The following is a 23,839-nucleotide window of genomic DNA, read 5'->3' as shown; positions in this document are numbered from 1 at the left end:
TGTTGCGGCCAACCTTTAATGAATGCGTGAGCGCGTGATGAACAGTCATTTCCTGAACGGCGGCGGCCTGCTGCTGGCCGGCCTGCTGCTGGCGCCGCTAGCCGTGGCGCAGCCGCTGCGCAACCTGGTGAGCGTGGAAGGCATCCGCGACAACCAGCTGCTGGGCTACGGCCTGGTGGTGGGGCTGGCCGGCAGCGGCGACGGCAGCCAGGCCAAGTATGTCGGCCAGTCGGTGAACAACCTGCTGCAGCAGTTCGGCCTCAAGCTGCCGCCGGGTACCTCGCCGACGGCCAAGAACACCGCCGCGGTGATGGTCAGCGCGGTGTTTCCGTCCGGCTACAGCCGCGGCCAGGTGATCGACGTCACCGTGTCGTCGCTGGGCGATGCCAAGAGCCTGCGCGGCGGCACGCTGCTGCTGACGCCGCTGCGCGGCGCCGACGGCGAGGTGTACGCGCTGGCGCAGGGCAACCTGGTGGTGCCGGCGGTGGCGGCGGTGGGCAACAGTGGCTCCAGCGTTACCGTCAACCTGCCGACCGCCGGGCGCATTCCGCGCGGCGCCAGCATCGAACGCGAGATCGCCACCGATTTCGACAGCAAGCCGACGGTGAAGCTGAGCCTGAAACGGCCCAACTTCCAGACTGCCAGCAATATCGTCAACACCGTGAACCGCCAGTTCGGCCGCATCGCCAGCAGCCGCGACGCCACCTCGGTGGAGGTGCAGGCGCCGGCCGACCCGACCCAGCGCGTGGCCTTCGTGGCGCGGCTGAACGCGCTCAACGTGGAGGTGGGCAGCGAGGTGCCGAAGGTGATCTTCAACACCCGCACCGGCACCGTGGTGGTGGGCGAGGGGGTGCGGGTGCGGCCGGCGGCGGTGTCGCACGGCGTGCTGAAGGTGGTGATCTCGGAAGGCTACAACGTCAGCCAGCCGAATGCCTTCGGCCGCGGCGACACCACGGTGACGCCGTCGTCCAGCATCCAGGTGGAGCAAGGGGTTGGCCGCATGTTCAAGTGGCCGTCCGGCGTCGGGCTGCAGACCATCATCGATACCGTCAACAGCACCGGCGCCACGCCGGACGACATCATGGCGATTCTGCAGGCGCTGGACGAAGCCGGCGCCATCGACGGCGAACTGGTGGTGATCTGATGAACACGACTTTTCCCGGCGGCCTGGCCGCCAACGAGCAGCTGCCCGCCGGCGACGAGGCTTCGCCGGCGGCGGCCAACCCCGAGTATCGCCAGCGGCTGGAAAGTGCGGCGGTGAAGTTCGAGGGCATGTTCATCCAGCAGCTGCTGCAGGAGATGCGCAAGGGCGGCGAGGCGTTCAGCGCCGAGGACAGCATCTTCAACAACCGCCGCGAGCGCGACATGCTGGATTTCGCCGACAAGCAGGTGGCCGACAGCCTGGCCAGCCAGCGCGCCTTCGGCATCGCCGACATGATCGTGCGGCAGATGCTGCCGCCGGCGCCGAGCGGCAAGGACGGCTGAGACCGATTTAAGTTCGGGCGCCGCCTGGTCGCCCTGACAGCAAAACACCTGAACGGTATTCCCCATGAGCATGATCAATATCGCGCTGTCCGGCGCGGTGGCCTCGCAGGCGGCGCTGAATGCCAGCAGCCAGAACATCGCCAACGTGATGACGCCCGGTTACACGCGCCAGGGTGTGCTGCTGGCGGCGCAGCAGCCGCTGATGGCCGGTGCGGTCAGCGCCGGCAGCGGCGTGCAGGTCACCTCGCTGCTGCGCTTTGCCGACAGCTACAAGAGCCAGCAGCTGTGGGCGGCCAACTCGCAGCTGGGCGCGCACGACACCATGCAGCCGTATCTGACGCAGCTGGAACAGGTGATGAACAGCGGCACCGCCAGCATCAACGTTGGCCTCGACGGCTTCTTCAAGGCGCTGAACGCCGCCAGCGTCGACCCGTCCTCCGGCCCGCTGCGGCAGCAGGTGCTGACCTCGGCCGGCGCGCTGGCGCAGAGCTTCAACAGCCTGTCGCAGGTGCTGGTGAACCAGCGCACCGCGGTGGCGGCGCAGCGCGGCAGCATGGTGACGCAGATCAACTCGCTGAGCAGCGCGGTGGCCAGGCTCAATCAGGAGATCACCGCGGCGCAGGCGCGCGGCATCAATGCCTCCGGCCTGATCGACCAGCGCGACCTGTCCATCGACGAGCTGGCCAAGCTGGTGGGGGTGCAGGTGATGGACCAGCCCAACGGCGCGCGTAATGTGGCGCTGCTCAGCGGCCCGCCGCTGGTGGCCGACGGTCTGGCCGCCACGCTGGCGGTACAGGGCACCGCCAGCGGCGCGCAGGTGCTGAGCCTGCAGTTCGCCAAGGAGAGCTTCACCCTCAGCGACGCGCAGATGGGCGGCCAGCTGGGCGGGCTGGGGCAGCTGGAACAGCAGGTGCTGGTGCCGCTGCAGCAATCGCTGGCGGATATGGCGTCCGGCGTGGCCGGCGGCGTCAACGCGCAGCTGGCGGCCGGCTTTACCCCGGCCGGCGCCGCCGGCGGGCCGCTGTTCAGCTACACCGCCGGTAGCAGCAGCCCGCTGGCGGTGGTAGCCGGACTGCAGGCGCAGGATCTGGCGTTTTCCGGCAATGCCGCCACCCCGGGCGACAGCAGCAATCTGCTGCAGATCATCGGCCTGCGCGGCCAGGCGCTGAGCATCAGCGGCCTGGGCGCGGTGACGCTGGGCGATGCCTACACCCAGCTGCTGGGCCGGCTGGGCACCCAGAGCCAGCAGAACCAGACCGCGCTGACCACCGCGCAAACCGTGCGTACCCAGGCCGAGGAAAGCTGGAAATCCACCAGCGGCGTCAGCCAGGACGAAGAAGCCACCAACCTGGTGCAGTACCAGCAGATGTACCAGGCCAACATGAAAGTCATCGCCGTGGCCAACCAGCTGTTCGACAGCACCATGGCGATGATGGGTTAAGGAGCCGTAGATGCGTATTGCCAGCACCCAGTACAGCGCCACCATGAATCACGCCCTGCAGCTTGCCAACAGCCAGATGGCGGACCTGATGCAGCAGATGGCCAGCGGCCAGCGCATCCTGCGGCCATCGGACGAGCCGGTGACCAGCGTGCGGCTGGCGCGGCTGGAGCGCGAAGACGCCGCGCTCGGCCAGTACCGCGACAATATCGGCGCGCTGCGCACCCGGCTGACCAAGAACGAGGCGCTGATGGACGGCATGGTCAAGGACATGCAGCAGGCGCGCGACCTGCTGGTGTGGGCGTCGGACAACGGCGGCAACAGCAATGCCGACGTGGCGGCGATGGCCGACTCGCTGGCGGCGCTGCGCGACAGCCTGTACTACAGCGCCAACAGCCGCGACGACGAGGGCCACTACCTGTTTTCCGGCACCGCCAGCAACCAGGCCACGGTGAGCTTCAACGCCGCCGCGGCGGCCGGCGGCCGTTACGCCTTCGGTGGCAATACCAGCCCGCAGCTGGTGATGGTGGGCAATGGCGTGACGCAGGCGGCCAACGTTAGCCTGGACGACATGGCCACGCTGCTGAACCAGCTCGATAGTAGCATCGCCGTGCTGCAGGCGCCGGGGCTGGACATCCTCAACCCGGCGACGCAGGCCAGCATCAAGGCCAGCCTCGATCAGGTGGACAGCAGCCTGAGCGTGGTGGCCGGCAAGATCGCGCAGCAGGGCGGGGCACAGAACACGCTGCAGACGCTGGACGACAGCCACGCCAATGTCAGCCTGTCCAATCAGCAGGCGGCGCTGACGCTGGGGCAGCTGGACTACGGCAAGGCGGCGGTGGCGCTGAACGGTTACACCACCGCGGTGCAGGCGACGCAGAAGGTGTATGGCCGCGTCAGCCAGCTGTCGCTGTTCGATGCGCTCTAAGGCGGGGGACGCAGCCAGATGAAGCTACAGCCCGCGTTTGCCGACAGCACCAGCGCCCTGGCCGGCAGTGGTGGCATTCATGCCACCGGCCGCCAGCCGGCCGCGCGCGACGTTGGCCGCATGGCCAGCGCGGTCGCCACGACGCCACCGCGCAATGCTCCGCTGAACAATGAACGCGGACTCAATGCCCAGGTGACCGCGGCGCAGCAGGCGCTGGGCTTTCTTGACCAGACCGCCAGCCGACTGCAGGCGCTGAAGCAGGAGGTGGGCGCGCGCCTGGCCGGGCGCCCGGGCGATCCGGCGGCGCTGGCGCAGCGGCTGGAGGCGTTTGCCGCCAGCTGGTCGCGGCGCAGCCAGGAGACCGCCGGCAGCCTGGATGCCCGCCTGGGGCTGGTGGCGCCGGGCGAGGCGCGGCGCGAGTTCCGCCTGCGCGGCCTGGATCTGCAGGCGCTGCAGCAGGGCGGGGCGGAAACGCTCAGTTTTTACCCGGGCGGCGTCGGCAAGCCGGCGCAGTCGGTGCTGATCGAAGCCGGCATGTCGGCGGAGCAGGTGGTGCAGCGCTTCAACAAGGGGCTGGCTGCCGCCGGCATCCGTGCCCGGCTGGCCGAGGACGGCGAGCTGAGCCTGAGCGTGGCGGAGACGGAGTGGGAGGCGCTGGCGGGCAACCTGCAGCTGAAGGGCGACGGCATCCGCTTTCCCGGCGGCCAGGCGCACCGCGTGCGCGCCGAGGCGCAGGGCGAGGCGATCGAGCCGGCCGGCTGGCAGGGCAACGACATCGCCGGCCTGCGCCGCGCGCTGCAGCAGATTGTCAGCGCCATCGCCCAGGTGGAGCAGGCGCGCGAACGGGTCAAGCTGGCGCTGGAACGCGCCGCGCGCATGATCGAGGCGGCGCGCGACAGCGGCGACGGCGACTGGGCGCAGGCGTTTACCGATGATTTCAACCAGACGCTGCAGCAGGGTGGCAGTTATACGCTGCTGAGCAATGTCGCCCCGGCGTTGATCGGCATCAGCCGCTACCGGGTGGTGTCGCTGTTGGCGCTGTAATGCTGCCGCGCCCGCTCATGTCGCTACGTGCCGTCTGGCTGTTGCTGCTGATGTTGGCCGCATTGGCTGGCTGTGCCGCGCAGCCGGACGAGCAGCTCGCCATCCAGCACATCAGCCAGTACGAGGACATTGCCGGTGTGGCGCGCGCCGACAGCTTCCGCCTGGCGCGGATGGAGGCGATCGGCGACAAGCGTTACATCCTGTACTTTGCCTATGAGGTGCGCGCCGAGAGCGATTTCGAAAGCGCGGTGCTGAAGCTGGTCGATCTGATCGATGCCAAGCCGCAGCATTATTATCCGCCGCAGCTGCATGGCAAGCTCGGCCGGCTGCTGCAGGGCACGGCGGCGGCCGACACGCTGGCGCCGGAGCGGCTGCCGCACAGCTTCAGCCAGTATCTGCAGGCGGACTCGGCGACGGCCTATCAGGACAAGCTGGCGTATCTGCAGCTGGCGATCTATGCCGCCCGCGCCTATGGTTTCCGCCCGGATACCGAAAAAGGGGAGTTGCTGGAGGAGCGCAATATGCGGGTGCCGTTCTACCGCTCACGCTCGCAGGGCTGGCTGCCGCTGTACCGCTAGTTATTCGTCTTCGTCGCCGTGGTGCAGCGCATTGTCCACCGCCTTGCGGCTCAGGTGCGGGGCGAACAGTTCCACGAAGGTGTAGGCGTAGCCGCGCAGGTAGGCATCCTTGCGAATGCCGATCTTGGTGGTGGACGGCTCGAACAGGTGGCCGGCCTCGCGCGCATCCAGCCCCTGATCCTGTTCCGGCTCGAACGCCATGCTGGCGATGATGCCGATGCCCAGCCCCAGCCGCACATAGGTCTTGATCACATCGGTGTCGATGGCGGTGAGTACCACGTTGGGGGTGAGGCCGGCGTTGTGGAACGACTGGTTGATCTTGGAGCGGCCGGCAAAGGCGAAATCGTAGGTGATGATCGGGTAGGCGGCGATGTCGGCCAGCGTCATCGGCCGCTCCAGCGCCAGCAGCGGGTGGCCCTTGGGCGCCACCACGCTGCGGTTCCACTCGTAGCAGGGCAGCATCGCCAGTTCCTTGTACAGCGAGATGCCCTCGGTGGCGATGGCGAGATCCGCCTCGCCGGACACCACCATGTCGCAGATCTGCGTCGGGCTGCCCTGTTTGATCGACAGCCGCACCTTGGGGTAGCGCTGCACGAATTCGGCGATCACCGCCGGCAGCGCATAGCGCGCCTGGGTGTGGGTGGTGGCGATGGTCAGCGCGCCCTCGGCCTCGCGCGAGAACTCCTCGCCGACGCGCTTGAGGTTCTGCGCCTCGCGCAGGATGCGTTCGGAGATGCGCAGCACTTCCTTGCCCGGCTCCGACACCGCCACCACGCGCTTGCCGTTGCGGATGAACACCTGGATGCCCAGTTCGTCTTCCAGCAGGCGAATCTGTTTGGAAATGCCGGGCTGCGAGGTATGCAGCTTTTCCGCCGCCTCGGAGACGTTCAAGCCCTGTTTGGCAACTTCGACCAGATAACGCAATTGCTGGAGTTTCATCGGTGCGCTCTTAAAACCGTTAGTAATTAAATACTAACACAATATTCTTTTCGGACTTAAAGGCTTTGGCTACTATCGCAAGCTCTGAACGTATGCCCCGGAGGCACCCGATGAGCCTTGCCGACAAGCTCGCCCGTACCGAAGCGCTGCTGAAAGACATCGCCGCCAAGCATGGCAAGGTGGCGCTGGCCAACAGCTTTGGCGCCGAAGACATGGTGCTGACGCACCTGATCGCCACCCTGAAGCTGCCGATCGGCATTTTCAGCCTGGATACCGGCCGCCTGCCGGTGGAAACCTATACCCTGATGCAGCAGGTGGGTGAGCGCTACCCGGCGTACCCGATCCGCGTGTACTACCCGGATGCCAGCGCGCTGGAAGCCTATGTCAACCAGAACGGCATCAATGCCTTCTATAACAGTGTCGAGCTGCGCAAGTCCTGTTGCCACATCCGCAAGATCGAGCCGCTCAAGCGCGCGCTGTCCGGGCTGGAGGGCTGGATCACCGGCCTGCGCCGCCAGCAGTCGCTGACCCGCGTCGATCTGCCGGAAGCCGAGTTCGATGCCGACAACGGCCTGATGAAGTACAACCCGCTGTTGGACTGGACCGAGAAAGAGGTGTGGGAATACATCCGCGCCAACGACGTGCCGTACAACAGCCTGCATGACAAGCACGTGCCGTCCATCGGCTGTGCGCCCTGTACCCGCCCCATCGCCGTGGGTGAGGACATCCGCGCCGGCCGCTGGTGGTGGGAAAACCCGGACAGCAAGGAATGCGGCCTGCACGTGAAGGCCAGCCCGCTCAAGCGCCCAGAGTAAGCCCGCAATAACCAAAGGTTGGCCGCATCCGGCGGCCGGCCCGATAAAGAGAGTTTCTGCATGTACAAGTACGATGAAGTGGACCACCGGCTGGTGCGCGAACGGGTTGCCCAGTTCCGCGACCAGACCCGGCGTTTCCTGGCGGGCGAGCTGAGCGAGGACGAGTTCCGTCCGCTGCGCCTGATGAACGGCCTGTATGTTCAGCGCCATGCGCCGATGCTGCGCGTGGCCATTCCCTACGGCCACCTGAACAGCACCCAGCTGCGCAAGCTGGCGCACATCGCCCGCACTTACGACAAGGACTACGGCCACTTCACCACCCGCCAGAACATGCAGTTCAACTGGCCGGCGCTGGAAACCGTGCCCGACATCCTGGCCGAGCTGGCCGAGGTGGAAATGCATGCCATCCAGACCTCCGGCAACTGCGTGCGCAACACCACCACCGACGCCTTCGCCGGCGTGGCCGCCGACGAGCTGATCGACCCGCGCCCGTACTGCGAGATCATCCGCCAGTGGAGCACGCTGCACCCCGAGTTCGCCTACCTGCCGCGCAAGTTCAAGATCGCGGTGTCCGGCAGCCTGGAAGACCGTGCCGCCACCTGGGTGCACGATATCGGCCTGCACGTGGTGCGTAGCGAGACCGGCGAGATCGGCTTCCGCGTCATCGTCGGTGGCGGCCTGGGCCGTACCCCGATGGTGGGCAAGGTGGTGCGCGAGTTCCTGCCGACCCGCCATCTGCTGACCTACCTGGACGCGGTGCTGCGCGTGTACAACCGCTTCGGCCGTCGCGACAACAAGTACAAGGCGCGCATCAAGATTCTGGTGCAGGCGATGACGGTGGAAGCCTTCGCCGCCAAGGTGGAAGACGAATGGCTGCACCTGCAGGATGGTCCGGCCACCCTCAGCGACGCCGACGTGGCCTACTACGCCGCGTTCTTCACCGACCCCAGCTACGAGACGCTGGCGGCCAACCCGGCCGAGCTGCAGGCCCAGCAGGCCAGCGAGCCGGCGTTTGCCCGCTGGCTGGCGCGTAATACCCACGCCCACAAGCAGCCGGGCTACCGCTCGGTGGTGCTGTCGCTGAAGAAGACCGGCGTGCCGCCGGGCGACATCACTGCGGCGCAGATGGACGTGGCGGCCGACCTGGCCGACCGCTACAGCTTTGGCGAACTGCGCGTGGCGCACGAGCAGAACCTGATCCTGGCCGACGTGAAGGAAAGCGACCTGTACCAGGTATGGCTGCAGGCCAAGGCGCACGGCTTTGCCACGCCGAACATCGGCCTGCTGACCGACATCGTGTGCTGTCCGGGCGGCGACTTCTGCGCGCTGGCCAATGCCCGCTCCATTCCGGTGGCCGAGGCGATCCAGCGCAGGTTCGACGACCTCGACTACCTGTTCGACCTGGGCGACATCGATTGCAACTTCTCCGGTTGCATGAACGCCTGTGGTCACCACCACATCGGTAACATCGGCATCCTCGGCGTCGACAAGAACGGCGAGGAGTGGTACCAGATCACCCTCGGCGGCAGCCAGGGCAATGATTCCGCCATCGGCAAGGTGATCGGACCGTCGTTCGCCCAGGCCGACGTGCCGCTGGCGTTCGAGAAAATCATGCAGCTTTACCTTGAGCAACGTCTCGCAGGTGAGCGTTTTATCGAGACCGTGCGCCGTATCGGCCTGGTCCCGTTCAAGGAGCGTGTGTATGCAAAACTTGATTAAGCAGGGCGTGATCGCCAACGAGGACAGCTGGCAGCTGCTGCGCGAAGCCGAGGCGGCGTTTGCCGCCGATGCCGACGTGATCGTGCCGCTGGAGCGCTTCCTGCAGCTGAGCGCTGCCGGCGACCACCAGGGCGGCCTGGCGGTGCTGCTGGCGCCGGACAGCGACCCGCTGGCACTGCAGCCGCATCTGGCGGCCCTGACGCTGATCGCCATCGACTTCCCGGCCTTTGCCGATGGCCGTGGCTACAGCATTGCCCGCCTGCTGCGCGAACGCCTGGCCTATCGCGGCGAACTGCGCGCCGTCGGCGATGTGCTGCGCGACCAGTTGTCGTACCTGGCGCAGGTCGGCTTTGATTCCTTCGCCATTCGCGAAGATCGCCCGGCGGCGGAAGCGCTGGAAGGGTTGGCCGATTTCAGCGAGCAGTACCAGGGCACCGTGCTCAAGCCGGTGCCGCTGCTTAAACGGCGTGTTTCAAATTAATGTGTGGCAAAACAGCAACTATTTTGGCGTGCGTTGTCAAAACTGCATGCCAAAGTGTTGCTTTTTTCACGACTGTTTAAAGATGCGACGTTGACATGTGGTTTGCCGGTTTTCTATAGTCACGAAAGATGCGTTTGTTTTACTTAACCAGACGCGAGCGTGATAACTGGATTCAGCCTGTTATCTTTAAAATGCGCTTTTTAAAGAGCAGGCAGTCACACCGTGATGCTTGCATCAACTTAGAGGATCTCACATGAAAAATTCGATCAAACTGAGCGCCCTGCTTGCCTCCCTGCTGGTTTCCGCTGCTGCGCTGGCTGCGCCGAACCAAGGTTATTCTGTTGACGGTCAAGTGACCAATGTCATCAAGAACGCCTACGGCGAATGCTGGCGCCTGCCGACCACCTACGACAAGGCCCGTGACGGCCTGGTTGAGTGTGGTGATCGCGCTCCGGTAGTTGCTGCTGCTCCGGTTGCTCCGGCTCCGGTTGCTCCGGCTGCGCCGAAGTATGTAACCAAGAGCGTTAGCCTGTCCGCTGAAGGCCTGTTCGAATTCAACAGCGCCAAGATCATCGAAGGCAACCAGCAGCTGAACGACCTGGTTGGCAGCCTGAAGGCCGACAGCCAGCTGAAGTCCGTTGCCATCACCGGCCACACCGACTACCTGGGTTCCGAGAAATACAACCAGACCCTGTCCGAGAAGCGTGCTAACGCCGTGAAGGACTACTTCGTGGCTGCCGGCATCGCTGCCGACAAGGTATCCGCAGTTGGCAAGGGTGAATCCGAAGCCAAGCTGACCGCAGAATGCACCGCCAAGAAGTTCAAGAAGCGTGCTGACCTGATCGCTTGCCTGGCCGGCGACCGTCGTTTCGACGTGACCGTTGAAACCGCCAAGGAAGAAATGGTGAAGTAATCGGCTAAATCGCTGATCTTCATTGCAAAAGCCCCGGGATTCCCGGGGCTTTTTGTTTGGGGGTTTTGCTGGCGTTGTGAGGGTTGGCTGGTTAAAATCGCCCTTTACCTTGTTTTCGTGCAACCATGCGTGCGTTTTTGGGAAGCCCCTGCCGTTTCGACCTGCCGCCCTGTGCCTTGACCATAGGCAACTTCGATGGCGTGCACCTGGGGCACCAACGCATGCTGGCACGGCTGCGCGAAGAGGCGGATGCCCGTGGCCTGCCCACGGCTCTGCTGACCTTCGAGCCGCATCCGCGCGAATTCTTCGCCAAGGGCCAGCCGCCGGCGCGCTTGGCCGTGCTGCGCGACAAGCTGCAGTTCCTCGCCCAGGGCAATCTGGTCGATTACGTCTTCATCTACCGCTTCAACCATGCCTTTTCGCGCATGGCGGCGGAGGACTTCGTGCAACAGGTGCTGCTGCAGGAGCTGAAAACCCGCTACCTGCTGATCGGCGACGACTTCCAGTTCGGCGCCGACCGCAAGGGCAATTTCGAACTGCTGCAGGGCTGCGGCGATTTCGTCACCGCGGCGATGCCGTCGGTGCTGGTGGCCGGTGAGCGCGCCTCCAGCACCCTGGTGCGCGAAAGGTTGGCCGCAGGCGACCTGGACAGCGCCGCGCGCCTGCTGGGCCGCCCCTACCAGGTGTCCGGCAAGGTGATGCACGGCCAGAAGCTGGGGCGCACCATCGGTTTTCCCACTGCCAACGTGCACCTGCCGCACCGCCGCCCGCCGCTGGAAGGCGTGTTCGTGGTGCAGGTGGACACCCCGGTCGGCCGGCTGGGCGGGGTGGCCAGCCTGGGCAAGAACCCGACCGTGACCGACAGCCAGCACTACAAGCTGGAGGTCTACCTGTTCGACTACCAGGGCGAGCTGTATGGCCAGCGCCTTACCGTGCATTTTCTGCACAAGCTGCGGGACGAACAGCGCTTCAACGATTTGAACGAGCTGGTGGCGCAGATCGAACACGACGCCGCCAGCGCCAGAACCTATTTGAACAGTTTGCAACGAGATCAGGCATGAGCATCGACTACCGCAAGACCGTGAACCTGCTGGACACCCCGTTTCCCATGCGCGGTGATCTGGCCAAACGTGAACCCGCCTGGCTGAAGAGCTGGCAGGAGCAGCAGCGCTACCAGAAGCTGCGCCAGATTGCGGCCGGTCGTCCCAAGTTCATCTTGCACGACGGCCCGCCGTACGCCAACGGCGACATCCACATCGGCCACGCCGTCAACAAGGTGCTGAAGGACATCATCGTCCGCTCCAAGACCCAATCCGGTTTCGACGCCCCCTATGTGCCGGGCTGGGACTGTCACGGCCTGCCGATCGAGCTGATGGTGGAGAAGCTGCACGGCAAGGAGATTCCGGCCGCCAAGTTCCGCGAACTGTGCCGCGAGTACGCCAACGAGCAGATCGCTCGCCAGAAGAAGGACTTCATCCGTCTGGGCGTGCTGGGCGACTGGGACAACCCCTACCTGACCATGGCATTCAAGACCGAGGCCGACATTGTGCGGACCCTCGGCACCATCTACCAGAACGGCTACCTGATGAAGGGCGAGAAGCCGGTGCACTGGTGTATCGAGTGCGGCTCCGCGCTGGCCGAGGCCGAGGTGGAATACGAAGACAAGACCTCGCCGGCCATCGACGTGGGCTTCCGCGTGCTGGAAGGCGACAAGCTGGCCGCGGCCTTCGGCCTGCCGGGCAGCGTGGATGACGCCTACGCGGTGATCTGGACCACCACGCCGTGGACCCTGCCGGCCAACCAGGCGGTAGCCGTCAGCGCCAGCCTTACCTACCAGCTGATCGACACCCCCAAGGGCAAGCTGATCCTGGTCAAGGAGCTGGCCGAGTCGGCGCTGAAGCGCTACGGCTTTGAAGGCGCGCCGGTACTGGGCGAAACCGTGGGCGAGCAGCTGGACCTGATCCGCCTGCAACATCCGTTCTACAGCCGCGAAGTGCCGATCATCTGCGGCGATCATGTGACCACCGATGCCGGTACCGGCCTGGTGCACACCGCGCCGGCACACGGCCTGGAAGACTTCCAGGTCGGCCAGCAGTACGGCCTGCCGGTGGAAAACCCGGTGGCCGACAACGGCCGCTACAAGAGCAATACCGAGCTGTTCGCCGGCCTGTCGGTGTGGGAAGCCAACCCGCAAGTGATCGAAACGTTGGCCGCAAAAGGCACGCTGATCCAGCAGGACAAGCTGCTGCACAGCTACCCGCACTGCTGGCGCCACAAGACCCCGATCATCTTCCGCGCCACCGCGCAGTGGTTCATCGGCATGGACAAGGCCGGCAACGACAGTCAGGTGCTGCGCGAGCGCGCCCGCCAGGCGGTGGACAGCACCGAATTCTTCCCGGCCTGGGGCCGTGCCCGCCTGGAAGCGATGATCGGCAACCGCCCGGACTGGTGTGTATCGCGCCAGCGCAACTGGGGCGTGCCGATGACCTTCTTCGTGCACAAGGAAAGCGGCGAGCTGCACCCGGATTCCGCCGCGCTGCTGGAACAGGTGGCGCTGCGCATCGAACAGCAGGGCATAGAAGCCTGGTTCAGCCTGGATGCCGCCGAACTGCTGGGTGACGATGCGGCCAACTACCGCAAGCTCAGCGACACCCTGGACGTGTGGTTCGACTCCGGCTCCACCCACTTCGCGGTGCTGAAGCAGCGCCCGGAACTGGCCTGGCCGGCCGACCTGTACCTGGAAGGCTCCGACCAGCACCGCGGCTGGTTCCAGTCCTCGCTGCTCACCGGCTGCGCCACCATCGGCCGCGCGCCGTACCAGCAGCTGCTGACTCACGGCTTCGTGGTGGACGGCAAGGGCATGAAGATGTCCAAGTCCAAGGGCAACGTGGTGGCGCCGCAGAAGGTGAACGACACCCTGGGCGCCGACATCCTGCGCCTGTGGGTGGCCTCCACCGACTACTCCGGCGAGCTGGCGATCTCCGACGAGATCCTCAAGCGCGTAACCGAGAGCTACCGCCGCCTGCGCAACACCATCCGCTTCCTGCTGGCCAACCTGTCGGACTACGATCCGATGGAAAACGCCGTGCCGTACGACCGTCTGGCCGAGATCGACCGCTACGCGCTGATGATGGCCAAGGAAATGCAGGAGAAGGTAACCGGCGAGCTGTACCCGCGTTACGCCTTCCACCACGCCATGCAGGAGATCGTGAACTACTGCTCGGAAGACCTGGGCGCCTTCTACCTGGACGTGCTGAAAGACCGCCTGTACACCACCAAGGCCGACAGCCACGCCCGCCGCAGCGCGCAGACCGCGCTGTACCACATCACCCGCAGCCTGCTGCTGCTGCTGTCGCCGGTGCTGTGCTTCACCGCCGACGAAGCCTGGCAGGTGCTGCTGGGCAGCGAGGAAGAAACCCCGCTGTTCCACGTATGGCACGAGTTCCCGAACCCGGCCGCCGGCAGCGAGGCCGCGCTGGTGGCCAAGTGGCAGGCGATCCGCGGCTTCCGCGCCGAGGTGAACAAGCAGATCGAGGCGCTGCGCAGCGCCGAGCAGCTGGGTTCCTCGCTGCAGGCCGAGCTGGAGGTGGTGGCCGCTAGCGAGCTGTACCAGCAGCTGCAGAGCCTGGGCGACGACCTCAAGTTCGTGCTGATCGTGTCCAGCGTGAAGCTGAGCCAGGGTACCGAGACCCGCATCGCGGTAGCGCCGTCGGCGCATGCCAAGTGCGATCGGTGCTGGCACTACCGCGCCGACGTCGGCGCGCATGCCGGCCACGCCACCGTGTGCGGCCGCTGCGTGGACAACATCGACGGTGCAGGCGAGGCGCGTGTTCATGCTTAAGGCGTGTTCTGTGGCGGCCGGTGAATCGGCCGCCAAGCGCAGCCTGTGCTGGTTCGCCCTGGCGCTGCTGGTGATCGTGCTGGATCAGCTGACCAAGATCTACTTCAACGGCAGCTACCAGTACGGCGAACAGCGCGAGGTGATCCCGGGCGTGCTCAACTTCACCCTGCTGTACAACCCCGGCGCGGCGTTCAGCTTTCTCGCCGGCGCCGGCGGCTGGCAGAAGTATTTCTTCACGCTGCTGGCGTTCGGCGTGTCCGGCTGGCTGGGCTGGAACATCGTACGCGGCCATTTTGGCTGCCTGATGAATCTGGCGGCGTCGTTCATCATCGGCGGCGCGCTGGGCAATGTGATCGACCGCATGCTCCACGGCCATGTCATCGACTTCATCCAGGTGCACTGGCAGCAGAGCTGGTACTACCCGGCGTTCAACGTGGCCGACAGCTTCATCTGCGTCGGCGCGGCGCTGATGGTGATCGACAGCCTGCGCAAGCCGCAGCACTGACCGCGTTGGCCGCCTGCGGCCAACCTTTTTCTTGCAAGGACATTCCGATGACGAAAACCATCATGCTGGCCAACCCGCGCGGCTTCTGCGCCGGTGTGGACCGTGCCATCGCCATCGTCGAGCGCGCGCTGGAGCTGTATGGCGCGCCGATCTACGTGCGGCACGAAGTGGTGCACAACCGTTTCGTGGTGGAGAACCTGCGCGCCAAGGGCGCGGTGTTCATCGAGGAACTGAAGGACGTGCCGGCCGGTAGCACGCTGATCTACTCCGCCCACGGCGTGCCGTTGTCGGTACGGCAGGAGGCCGAGGCGCTGGGGCTGACGGTGTACGACGCCACCTGTCCGCTGGTGACCAAGGTGCACGTGGAAGTGAAGCGCATGCACCAGGCCGGCATGGAGATCATCATGATCGGCCACGCCGGCCACCCGGAAGTGGAAGGCACCATGGGCCAGGTGGGCGACCACATGTACCTGGTGGAAACCGTGGACGATGTAGCCAAGCTGCAGGTACAGCGCCCGGAGGCGCTGTCCTACGTCAGCCAGACCACGCTGTCGGTGGACGAGACCCGCGACATCATCGCCGCGCTGAAGGCGCGCTTCCCGGCCATTCACAGCCCGAAGAAGGACGACATCTGCTACGCCACGCAGAACCGCCAGGATGCGGTAAAGGTACTGGCCGACCAATGCGACATCGTCATCGTGGTGGGCTCGCCCAACAGTTCCAACTCCAACCGCCTGCGTGAAGTGGCGGCGCTGCGCGGCGTGGATGCCTATATGGTGGACAACGCCAGCCTGCTGCAGGCGGAGTGGTTCGCCGGCAAGCGCCAGGTGGGGGTGACTGCCGGTGCCAGCGCACCGGAGGTGCTGGTGCAGGCGGTGATCGAGCAGATCAAGGCCTACGGCGCCGATAAGGTCAGCGAGCTGGACGGGGTGGAGGAGAGCATCACCTTCGCCCTGCCGCCGGGCCTGCGCGACCCCAAGGGCGGCAACGCCGCCTGATTTCGCCCGCCAGAATGACATGCGGCCAACCTTGAGTGCTCAAGGTTGGCCGCAGGCGTTTTGGCACTTGCTTCAGTCGCTGCTGGCGGCTGCCAGCAGGCGCCTGGCGGGCAGCTTCTGCAGCAGCAGGCCGCCGAGGATCAGCCCCAGCCCGGCCAGCGTGCTGGGCCGGATCGGCTCGCCCAGCAGCAGGTTGATCAGGAACAGCGACAGCATCGGCGACAGGAAGATCAGGTTGGCGATGCGCGCGGTGCTCAGCGTCAGCTTCATCGCCGACAGCCACAGCACGAAGGTGAAACCCATCTCCAGCATGCCGACATAGGCGGCGCCGGCGATGCCCTGCCAGGCCACGGCATGCAGCTCGCCGGTGAGTGCGCACCACAGCAGGGTCAGCGGCAGCGACAGCAGGAAGTTGAGGGTGAGGCCGATCACCGGCTCGCGCTCATCGCGGGTATTGCACAGCCAGTAGCCGGCCCACAGCAGGGTGGACAGCAGCGCGAAGCCGACGCCGGGCAGGTTGCTGAACTGCAGCGCGAACGGCGCGCCGCGGGTGGCAATGGTGAGCACGCCGCCGTAGCACACCACGGCGGCGAGGGCGTCCTGCGCGCGCAGGCGCTGGCCCAGCACCGGCACCGCCAGCAGCGTCATGGTCAGCGCCCAGGTGTAGTTCAGCGCCTGCGCCTCCTGCGCCGGCAGCAGCGCATAGGCCTGGAACAGGATCAGGTAGTAGACGAAGGGATTCACCGCCCCCAGCAGCAGCGAGCGGCGCCAGTGCTGGCGCAGTGCCGGCAGCAGCGCGCCCAGCCGGCGCTGCCAGCCGAGGATGGTGAGCAGAGACAGCAGCGAGAACACGCTGGCATACAGCAGCAGCTGTGCCGGGCTCAGGTGCTGCAGGCTGATTTTGAACGCGGTGGCGATGGTGGACCAGGCCAGAACGGCAGACAGGCCAAACAGATAGGCTTTACTTTGTTGCTTCAAAACGGTGGAACTCCGGAATTCGAAACGCGGCGATTCAGCTCCTGCGTCATCAGCGGCAGTAGGGTATGGCTGGTAAGGCCGATCGGGCCGCCGGCCTGGGTGCTGTAGTGCTCGCCGGCGCTGGCGTGCACGTCGGCGGCCAGGTGGGCGGCATCCAGCGGCGCCAGACCCTGTGCCAGCAGTGCGGCAATGGCGCCGGCCAGCACATCGCCCTGGCCGGCCACCGCCAGCGACGGGCTGCCGCGCTGCAGCAGACGGTAGGGTTGGCCGTAACGGGCCAGCAGGGTACCACAACCCTTGAGCAGCACCACGCAGCCGAAGCGTTGCGACAGCTCGCGCACCGCGCCGACGCGGTCGGCCTGCACGCTGGCGGTGTCGCTGTCCAGCAGCCGCGCGGCCTCGGTGGGGTGCGGGGTGAGAATGGTGGCGCCGCTGCGCTGCAATAGCAGCTGCTGCAGCGCATGGTCGGCGGCCAGCAGATTGAGGCCGTCGGCATCCAGCAGCAGGGCGCCGGGGTGCTGCAGTGCGCGCGCCAGCGCGGCGTGCGCCTGGTCGCTCAGCCCCAGCCCCGGCCCCACCACCAGCTGGTGCTGCTCCGGAATCCGCAGATTGTGCTGCCACGGGCGCAGCATCAGCTCCGGGCACAGCGGGTCCAGCGTCAGCGCGCGATCCAGCGGATGCACGAAGATCTTGCCGGCGCCCATCGCCAGCGCGGCGCGGCCGGCCAGCAGCGCGGCGCCGGTCATGCCGGCGGCGCCGCCGATGATGCTGAGCACGCCGTGGCTGCCCTTGTGCGAGTCGCGGCGGCGGCGCAGCGGGGCGGCATCCGGCAGCGCCAGGGTGCCGGCGGCCGGCGGGTACAGCGTGGCCGGGCAGCCCAGTTCGTCGATGAGCACTTCACCGCAGTGGTCTGGCCCGGCGGCGGTGTACAGGCCGGGCTTGGGGCACAGCAGGCTCAGCGTCACGTCGGCATGCAGCGCCGCGCCCTGCGGCTGGCCGCTGTAGGCGTCCAGCCCGCTGGGCACGTCGATGGCCAGCTTGCGGCAGGGCAGGCGGTCCAGCGCTGCCACCAGCTCGCGCCAGTCGTCCTGCAGCGGGCGGCTCAGCCCGACGCCGAACAGCCCGTCCAGCAGCAGTTCCGGCGACTGGGCGCGGCTGCTGGCGGGCAAGGTTGGCCGCACGCTGCCGCCCAGTGCCTGCCACTCGGCCAGTGCCGCCTGTACCGCGGCGTTGCCGGGCGCCGGCAGCAGCACCTCCACTGCGTAACCGGCGCGGCGCAGGCGGCAGGCGGCGAACAGCGCGTCGCCGCCGTTGTTGCCGGGGCCGACCGCCGCCAGGATGCGGCTGGCCGGCGGGTAGTGTTTGCTCACCCAGGTAGCGATGCTGTCGGCGGCGCGCTGCATCAGCGCCAGACCGGCGGCGTCGGCGGCCAGCTCCAGCTGGCGCAGGGCGGGCAGGTCGAGGATGTCGGTGTGCGGGTTCATGCGCGTTGCTCGCCCCAGCGCGGCAGCAGCTGCTGTGGCACGCGCAGCTGGTCGAGAATGCGGGCGACCACGAAATCCACCATGTCCTGCACCGTTTGCGGGTGGGTGTAGAAACCGGGCGAGGGCGGCAGGATGCACACGCCGAGGCGTGCCAGCTTGAGCATGTTTTCCAGGTGGATGGCGGACAGCGGGGTTTCACGCGGCACCAGCACCAGCTTGCGGCCTTCCTTGATCGTTACGTCGGCGGCGCGTTCGATCAGGTTGTCGCTCATGCCCTGCGCCACCGCCGCCAGCGTGCCCATCGAGCATGGGCAGATCACCATGGCGTCCGCCGGGTTGGAGCCGGAGGCCGGCGGCGCGAACCATTCCTCGCGGCCGAACACCCGCAGCTGGCCATCCGCCGGCTGGTAGCGTGCGGCCAACCATTGTTGCAGTTCGGCCGGGCGCGACGGCAGGGTGAGGTTCATCTCCTGCTGCGCCACCACTTGCGCTGCCTGCGAGTACAGCACCCACACCCGCACGCCGGCGGCGAGCAGGCAGTCGATCAGGCGCAGGCCGTAGGGCAGGCCGGAGGCGCCGGTGAGGGCGACGGTAACGGTGTCAGGTTTCATCCTTGGCGGACTCCAGCAGTTTCAGGGTAAACAGGCCGTTGGCGAGGCCGGTGACGGTGGCGGCGGTGAGCAGCGGCGGCAGCAGCAGCCACACGCCGTCGTGCGGAATCAGCCAGCCGCGCGCCAGCAGCAATTGTCCGGCAAGATGGCCGCCGGCCGCCAGCAGGCTGCGGCTGACCACGCTGAAGCAGCGTGCGGGCAGCAGCTGCGCGGCGGCCAACAGCAGCAGGGCGCCGCCGCCGCCGGCCAGGCTCAGCCAGAAGCCGGGGGTAAACAGGCTGCCCAGCAGCAGGCCGGCGCCGGCGATGCGCAGCAGGCTGACCCAGACCGCGGCGTGCCAGCCCAGGGTGGCCAGCGCATACAGTGTGACGATATTGGCCAGGCCGGGCTTGATGCCGGGCAAGGGGCTGGGCAGCGCCGCATCCAGCAGCGCCAGCACGATGCCGCAGGCTGCCAGGCGGGCCAGCTGGTGGTCGTGGCTGCCAGCGCTCAGCTGGCGGGAGTCAGAATGCCAGTGAGTCATCTTGGCGCTGACCGCCGATGCTGATGGCGGTGCGGTTGGGCAGGCACAGTGCGATTTCGCCGGCGCGGCTCAGCCAGCCTTGTTGCACGCAATACTGGCGCGGGCTGGGATCGCTGGCGATGCGGGCACGGCCGGCGCGGACTTCCACCACGGTGATGCCCAAGGGGCCGGGGAGTTCAAAGCGCTGATCCAGCCGCAGCGGCCAGCGGCTAACAACCTGGCCGCCGGCGCTCAGCACCAGTTCGCCGGCATCACCCTGTTGCCACCATAGCCAGCGAAAGCTGGCGCCACAAGCCAGTAGCAACAGCAACAGCAGCAGCCAGTCGCCGGCCAGCAAGCGTGGCCAGCGGCCGCTCATTTGTGGCTGTCGCCGCTGCGGCCGTCCAGCTGGCGGTGGCGCAGCAGTACCTGTTCGTCGGCAAAGCCTGCGGCCAGCTGCTCGGCCAGGAACACCGAGCGGTGCTGGCCGCCGGTACAGCCGATGGCGACGGTGACGTAGCTGCGGTTGTCCTGCTTGAAGCGCGGTAGCCAGCGCTGCAGGAAGCCGGCGATGTCCTGCTGCATCTGGCCGACCTCCGCCTCGCCGGCGAAAAAGTCGCAGATGGGCTGGTCGCGGCCGGTGAGCGGGCGCAGTGTTTCGTCGTAATAGGGGTTGGGCAGGCAGCGCACGTCGAACACGAAATCGGCGTCCAGCGGAATGCCGTGCTTGAAGCCGAAGGATTCGAATACCAGCGTCAGCCGGCTGCTGTCGGCCTCGGCCATTACCTTGACGTAGCTGCGCAGCGCGTTGGCGGACAGGTTGCTGGTGTCGATGCGGTGGCCCAGATCCACCACGTGTTCTAGCATTTCGCGCTCCAGCCGGATGCATTCTTCCACCGTCAGCGCGTTGCCGGACAGCGGGTGGCGGCGGCGGGTCTCGGAGAAGCGCTTCACCAGTACTTCGCTGGTGGCCTCCAGGTAGATCAGCCGCACGTCGGAGACGAAGCTTTTCAGCTCGCTGATGGCTTTCGGCAGTGCGGCCAACGTTGGGGCGGAGCGGGTGTCGACGCTGATGGCGATGTGCTGGTAGCCGAACTGGCTGTACAGCTTGAGCGCGTCCATTAGCATGGTGGCCGGCAGGTTGTCCACGCAGTAGTAGCCGAGGTCTTCCAGCACGCGCAGCGCCACCGACTTGCCGGAGCCGGACAGGCCGCTAATCAGAATCAGCTGCATGTTCCTGGTCCCGGAGCAGGTTGGTGTGGCGGTCGATGAATTCGCGGGTGCTGTCGATGCCGCGCAGCTGCAGGATGTAGTTGCGCACCGCGGCCTCTACCAGCACCGCCAGGTTGCGGCCGGCGGCTACCGGCAGGATCACCTTGCGCACGGTGACGCCGAGGATGTCCTGGGTTTCCGACTGGATATTGAGGCGGTCCAGCGCCTGCATCGCCTGGTCGTTGGCCTTGATCAGCTGGATGATCAGCTTCAGTACCTTCTTCGGCCGCACCGCGGTTTCACCGAAGATGGTGCGGATGTTGAGGATGCCGAGGCCGCGTACTTCCAGGAAGTCGCGCAACAGCGGCGGGCAGCGCCCCTCCAGCGTTTCCGGGCCGATGCGGTACAGCTCCACCGCGTCGTCGGCCACCAGACCGTGGCCGCGCGAAATCAGCTCCAGTGCCAGTTCGCTCTTGCCCATCGCCGAGTCGCCCATGATCAGCACGCCGATCTCCAGCACGTCGAGGAATACGCCGTGCATCACGGTGGACACCGCCAGTGCGCGCGCCAGGTAGATGCGCAGCACGTCCATCAGGTAGGGGCTTTCCAGCGGCGTGCTCATCAAGGGTACGCTGTGGCTGTGGCAGTAGTCCTGCAGCAGCTTGGGCACGGTCTGGGCGTTGGCGACGATCACCACCGCCATGGTCTTGTGGAACAGCTGGTCGAGCGCGGTGCGTGCCGCCGCCTGCTCCAGCTTGTCCAGGTACTCCACTTCGGCCAGACCCAGCACCTGCACCCGGTTGGGGTGGATGAAGTTGAGGTGGCCGACCAGCGCCTGCGTCGGCCGCTGTTCGTCGTTGGAAATCAGGTTGTCGGAACCGGCCTTGCCGGCGATCCAGCTCAGATTGAGTTTGTGCTGATTGTCCTGGAACAGGCGGCGGACACTGACATTAGGCATGGTGGCTGTCTTCGCAAAGCAGGGCGTGCAGGGTGAGGTTGTCGGCGCAGCACATTTTCTCGCGCAGGCTGCGGCTGGAGAACAGCTGCGCCAGTTCCGACAGTACCTGCAGGTGCAGGTCGGTGGCCTGTTCCGGTACCAGCAGTACGAACAGCAGGTTCACCGGCTTGCCGTCCGGCGCCTCGAACGGAATCGGGGTCTTCAGACGCACGAAGAAGCCGGTGGCATCCTTCAGGCCCTTGATGCGGCCATGCGGTATCGCCACGCCCTGGCCCAGGCCGGTGGAGCCCAGCTTTTCGCGGGCGAACAGGCTGTCGAACACGTCGCTGCGCGCAATGCCGAAACTGTTTTCAACCAAGAGGCCGATCTGTTCGAACAGGCGCTTCTTGCTGGAGATCTCCAGGTCCGCCAGTACGTGCGACTGGGGAAGAATCTTGCCGATCAAGCTCATGATGTCTTTAGGGGCGGAAAAACGTCGGCCATTCTACGCTGAGTCCGCCGTTTTCCATAGCAACAGCGTATCCGAGAGCCAGCAAAAACGGGAGCCTGTGGCTCCCGTTGTTATTTGTGCTGGCGACTGGTTTACAGTGCCGCGTCGGCGGCGTCCGCCTGTGGCGCAATACTACGATGCTCCCCCTGTTTTTCCTTGAACTTCAGTACCTGACGGTCCAGCTTGTCCATCAGGGAATCAATGGCGGCGTACATGTCGGAATCGTTTGCCTCGACATGGATGTCCTTGCCGGCCAGATGCACATTGACCTCCGCTTTTTGTACCAGTTTATCCACGGACAGCGTCACGGTGATGCCGATCACGTTATCGACATGGCGGGTGATGCGTTCCAGTTTGCTCTCGATGAACTCGCGCAGGGACGGGGTAACTTCGAGGTGTAGACCGGTAATTTTGAGGTTCATACCCTGACTCCTTCTGTTAACGATACGGTCGGGCTGGCCGTACCGGGTTTTCGTCGCACTTTTCTTTAAAGTGCTTTGCGAAGGTTAACTGGCGGTATCTGCATAGCTTCACGATACTTGGCTACGGTGCGCCTGGCAACCTGTATGCCCTGTGCCGTGAGGCGGTCGGCGATGGCACTGTCGGATAGCGGTTTCTTGCTGTCTTCGCCGTCGATAATCTGGCGGATATGCGCCTTGATTGCCGTGGCGGAGCATTCGCCGCCGCTATCGGTTTCCAGCGCATTGCCGAAGAAATACTTGAGCTCGAACAGGCCTCGGCTGCACAGCAGGTATTTCTGGGTAGTGACCCTGGAAATTGTCGACTCATGCAGGCCCAGTTCATCCGCGATGTCACGCAGAATCAGGGACCGCATTGCCACTTCACCGTGTTCAAAGAACGCCTGTTGCCTGTCAACGATAGCTTCCGACACTTTCAGAATGGTGTCAAATCGCTGCTGGATGTTTTTCACCAGCCAGCGCGCCTCCTGCAATTGGCCGCTGAGATTATGGCTGCTGTCGCGTTGCTGCAGCATGCCGGCATACAGCTGGTTGACCTGCAGTTTCGGCAGTACCCCGCGGTTGAGCTGGGCGACCCAGCGGCCGCGGCGGCGTACGACGTGGATGTCCGGTACCACGTAGTGGGTCTCGCCCTGGTCGAAGCCGCTGGTCGGACGGGGCCGCAGGGTGGAAATCAGCTGGTGCGCGGCGCGCAGCTCGGCCTCGCCCACGTTCAGCAGCTTCTTCAGGCGCACGAAATCGCGGTTGCCCAGTAGGGCCAGGTGGTCGCGCACCAGGGTGAGCGCCAGCTCGCGCGACGGCGTGGCCGCCGGCAGTGCGGCCAACTGTCGTTGCAGGAACTCGGACAGGTGCAGGCTGCCGATGCCGACCGGTTCGAACTGCAGCAGCAGCTTGCGCAGGTATTCCAGCTCGTCGGTTTCGACCTCCAGCTCCAGCGGCAGGCTGGCGGCAAACTCGTCCAGCGGCGTGGTGAGATAGCCGTCTTCGTCCAGCTCTTCGATCAGCAGCGTCAGCAGCGCGCTGTCGCGGCGGCTCAGCGGCATTTCGCCGATCTGCGCCGCCAGGTGCTCGCGCAGGGTGGGGCGGCACGGGGTGTTGAGAATGGGGTCGAACTCGTCGTCGTCATCGCGGCTGCCACTGCCGGAACCGCTGCCGCTGCCCCAGTCGCCGAGCTCCATTTCGTCGCGCTCGCGCTCGCGTTCCTGCGGGGCTTCCTCGCGGACGTCACCGGGCGTCTCGCTGCTGCCGGGAGCCTCCATCGGCTCGTGCTCGGCCTGGCTGTCGCCGTCGGCGCGCTCCAGCAGCGGGTTTTCCAGCAGGTAGCGCTCCAGCTCGGTGGAGAGGTCGAGCGTGGACATTTGCAGCAGCTTGATCGACTGCTGCAATTGCGGGGTCAGGGTCAGGTGCTGGCTGACTTTGAGCTGCAGGGACTGTTTCATGC

Annotated in this window: 25 protein-coding genes; 14 read left to right on the top strand and 11 right to left on the bottom strand. The window is 65.9% G+C overall.

Features of this window, described 5'->3' with window-relative positions; genetic code table 11:
- Positions 1-37: 37 nt before the first annotated feature.
- From ACFOLG_RS14745 to ACFOLG_RS14720, 6 genes are all read left to right on the top strand, one after another.
- A complete protein-coding gene (locus ACFOLG_RS14745; RefSeq protein ID WP_386093153.1) occupies positions 38-1,144 on the top strand; it encodes a flagellar basal body P-ring protein FlgI in 1,107 nt (368 codons plus the stop codon).
- Positions 1,144-1,485, top strand: coding sequence for a rod-binding protein (locus tag ACFOLG_RS14740; protein ID WP_386093152.1), 342 nt, complete (start codon positions 1,144-1,146; stop codon positions 1,483-1,485). Before ACFOLG_RS14745 ends, ACFOLG_RS14740 begins: the two co-directional genes overlap by 1 nt.
- A gap of 64 nt (positions 1,486-1,549) precedes the next feature.
- Positions 1,550-2,926 (top strand): flagellar hook-associated protein FlgK, encoded by a 1,377-nt coding sequence (flgK, locus tag ACFOLG_RS14735; RefSeq protein ID WP_386093150.1) that lies wholly within the window; start codon positions 1,550-1,552, stop codon positions 2,924-2,926.
- 10 nt (positions 2,927-2,936) lie between these two features.
- On the top strand, positions 2,937-3,851 hold the full coding sequence (locus tag ACFOLG_RS14730; protein ID WP_386093148.1) for a flagellin N-terminal helical domain-containing protein: 915 nt from the start codon (positions 2,937-2,939) through the stop codon (positions 3,849-3,851).
- Positions 3,852-3,869: 18 nt separating this feature from the next.
- Positions 3,870-4,895 (top strand): hypothetical protein, encoded by a 1,026-nt coding sequence (locus ACFOLG_RS14725; RefSeq protein ID WP_386093146.1) that lies wholly within the window; start codon positions 3,870-3,872, stop codon positions 4,893-4,895.
- A 17-nt stretch (positions 4,896-4,912) separates the two neighbouring features.
- Positions 4,913-5,473: a hypothetical protein gene (locus ACFOLG_RS14720; RefSeq protein WP_386093145.1), complete on the top strand. Its 561-nt coding sequence runs from the start codon at positions 4,913-4,915 to the stop codon at positions 5,471-5,473.
- On the opposite strand, the gene cysB is transcribed toward ACFOLG_RS14720, so the two are convergent.
- Positions 5,474-6,412, bottom strand: coding sequence for an HTH-type transcriptional regulator CysB (gene cysB, locus ACFOLG_RS14715; protein WP_386093143.1), 939 nt, complete (start codon positions 6,410-6,412; stop codon positions 5,474-5,476). It abuts the gene before it with no gap.
- A gap of 110 nt (positions 6,413-6,522) precedes the next feature.
- On the opposite strand from cysB, the gene ACFOLG_RS14710 reads away from it, so the two are divergent.
- The 8 genes from ACFOLG_RS14710 to ispH all read left to right on the top strand — a co-directional run bounded on the left by ACFOLG_RS14710 (position 6,523) and on the right by ispH (position 15,684).
- The gene (locus ACFOLG_RS14710; RefSeq protein ID WP_386093141.1) at positions 6,523-7,227 is read left to right on the top strand and encodes a phosphoadenylyl-sulfate reductase; all 705 of its coding nucleotides are present in this window, start codon (positions 6,523-6,525) and stop codon (positions 7,225-7,227) included.
- 60 nt (positions 7,228-7,287) lie between these two features.
- Positions 7,288-8,946, top strand: coding sequence for a nitrite/sulfite reductase (locus ACFOLG_RS14705; RefSeq protein ID WP_386093139.1), 1,659 nt, complete (start codon positions 7,288-7,290; stop codon positions 8,944-8,946).
- Positions 8,930-9,427: a DUF934 domain-containing protein gene (locus tag ACFOLG_RS14700; protein ID WP_386093137.1), complete on the top strand. Its 498-nt coding sequence runs from the start codon at positions 8,930-8,932 to the stop codon at positions 9,425-9,427. The genes ACFOLG_RS14705 and ACFOLG_RS14700 overlap by 17 nt, the downstream gene beginning before the upstream one ends.
- Before the next feature lie 253 nt (positions 9,428-9,680).
- Positions 9,681-10,340 carry an OmpA family protein gene (locus ACFOLG_RS14695; protein ID WP_386093135.1) on the top strand — a complete coding sequence of 220 codons (660 nt, stop codon included), beginning with the start codon at positions 9,681-9,683 and terminating at the stop codon, positions 10,338-10,340.
- Between the two features lie 125 nt (positions 10,341-10,465).
- Positions 10,466-11,401, top strand: a complete 936-nt coding sequence (locus ACFOLG_RS14690) for a bifunctional riboflavin kinase/FAD synthetase (protein WP_386093133.1) — start codon at positions 10,466-10,468, stop codon at positions 11,399-11,401.
- Positions 11,398-14,181, top strand: coding sequence for an isoleucine--tRNA ligase (gene ileS / locus ACFOLG_RS14685; protein WP_386093131.1), 2,784 nt, complete (start codon positions 11,398-11,400; stop codon positions 14,179-14,181). Before ACFOLG_RS14690 ends, ileS begins: the two co-directional genes overlap by 4 nt.
- Positions 14,174-14,686 carry a signal peptidase II gene (gene lspA / locus ACFOLG_RS14680; protein WP_386093129.1) on the top strand — a complete coding sequence of 171 codons (513 nt, stop codon included), beginning with the start codon at positions 14,174-14,176 and terminating at the stop codon, positions 14,684-14,686. Before ileS ends, lspA begins: the two co-directional genes overlap by 8 nt.
- A 47-nt stretch (positions 14,687-14,733) precedes the next feature.
- Positions 14,734-15,684, top strand: a complete 951-nt coding sequence (gene ispH / locus ACFOLG_RS14675; RefSeq protein ID WP_386093127.1) for a 4-hydroxy-3-methylbut-2-enyl diphosphate reductase — start codon at positions 14,734-14,736, stop codon at positions 15,682-15,684.
- A 72-nt stretch (positions 15,685-15,756) separates the two neighbouring features.
- Here the strand turns inward: ispH and ACFOLG_RS14670 are convergent, their stop codons facing one another.
- The 10 genes from ACFOLG_RS14670 to ACFOLG_RS14625 all read right to left on the bottom strand — a co-directional run bounded on the left by ACFOLG_RS14670 (position 15,757) and on the right by ACFOLG_RS14625 (position 23,837).
- Positions 15,757-16,662, bottom strand: a complete 906-nt coding sequence (locus ACFOLG_RS14670) for a DMT family transporter (protein ID WP_386093125.1) — start codon at positions 16,660-16,662, stop codon at positions 15,757-15,759.
- Positions 16,659-18,146 (bottom strand): NAD(P)H-hydrate dehydratase, encoded by a 1,488-nt coding sequence (locus ACFOLG_RS14665; RefSeq protein WP_386093123.1) that lies wholly within the window; start codon positions 18,144-18,146, stop codon positions 16,659-16,661. Before ACFOLG_RS14665 ends, ACFOLG_RS14670 begins: the two co-directional genes overlap by 4 nt.
- Positions 18,143-18,757, bottom strand: a complete 615-nt coding sequence (locus ACFOLG_RS14660) for a flavin prenyltransferase UbiX (protein ID WP_386093122.1) — start codon at positions 18,755-18,757, stop codon at positions 18,143-18,145. The genes ACFOLG_RS14665 and ACFOLG_RS14660 overlap by 4 nt, the downstream gene beginning before the upstream one ends.
- Positions 18,747-19,280: a Gx transporter family protein gene (locus ACFOLG_RS14655; RefSeq protein WP_386093120.1), complete on the bottom strand. Its 534-nt coding sequence runs from the start codon at positions 19,278-19,280 to the stop codon at positions 18,747-18,749. Before ACFOLG_RS14655 ends, ACFOLG_RS14660 begins: the two co-directional genes overlap by 11 nt.
- On the bottom strand, positions 19,261-19,638 hold the full coding sequence (locus tag ACFOLG_RS14650; protein WP_386093118.1) for a NusG domain II-containing protein: 378 nt from the start codon (positions 19,636-19,638) through the stop codon (positions 19,261-19,263). The genes ACFOLG_RS14655 and ACFOLG_RS14650 overlap by 20 nt, the downstream gene beginning before the upstream one ends.
- A complete protein-coding gene (rapZ, locus tag ACFOLG_RS14645) occupies positions 19,635-20,492 on the bottom strand; it encodes an RNase adapter RapZ (protein WP_386093116.1) in 858 nt (285 codons plus the stop codon). Before rapZ ends, ACFOLG_RS14650 begins: the two co-directional genes overlap by 4 nt.
- The gene (hprK, locus tag ACFOLG_RS14640; RefSeq protein ID WP_386093114.1) at positions 20,473-21,429 is read right to left on the bottom strand and encodes an HPr(Ser) kinase/phosphatase; all 957 of its coding nucleotides are present in this window, start codon (positions 21,427-21,429) and stop codon (positions 20,473-20,475) included. The genes rapZ and hprK overlap by 20 nt, the downstream gene beginning before the upstream one ends.
- Positions 21,422-21,880: a PTS sugar transporter subunit IIA gene (locus ACFOLG_RS14635; RefSeq protein ID WP_349589653.1), complete on the bottom strand. Its 459-nt coding sequence runs from the start codon at positions 21,878-21,880 to the stop codon at positions 21,422-21,424. The genes hprK and ACFOLG_RS14635 overlap by 8 nt, the downstream gene beginning before the upstream one ends.
- A gap of 131 nt (positions 21,881-22,011) precedes the next feature.
- Complete coding sequence (hpf, locus tag ACFOLG_RS14630; protein ID WP_386093112.1) at positions 22,012-22,341, bottom strand: ribosome hibernation-promoting factor, HPF/YfiA family; 330 nt, start codon at positions 22,339-22,341, stop codon at positions 22,012-22,014.
- 65 nt (positions 22,342-22,406) lie between these two features.
- Complete coding sequence (locus ACFOLG_RS14625; RefSeq protein WP_386093110.1) at positions 22,407-23,837, bottom strand: RNA polymerase factor sigma-54; 1,431 nt, start codon at positions 23,835-23,837, stop codon at positions 22,407-22,409.
- Positions 23,838-23,839: the final 2 nt, after the last annotated feature.

Origin of the sequence: Vogesella facilis, from assembly GCF_042648525.1 — a bacterium.
Lineage (GTDB): Bacteria > Pseudomonadota > Gammaproteobacteria > Burkholderiales > Chromobacteriaceae > Vogesella > Vogesella facilis.
This window is presented reverse-complemented; position numbering and strand designations above follow the sequence as displayed.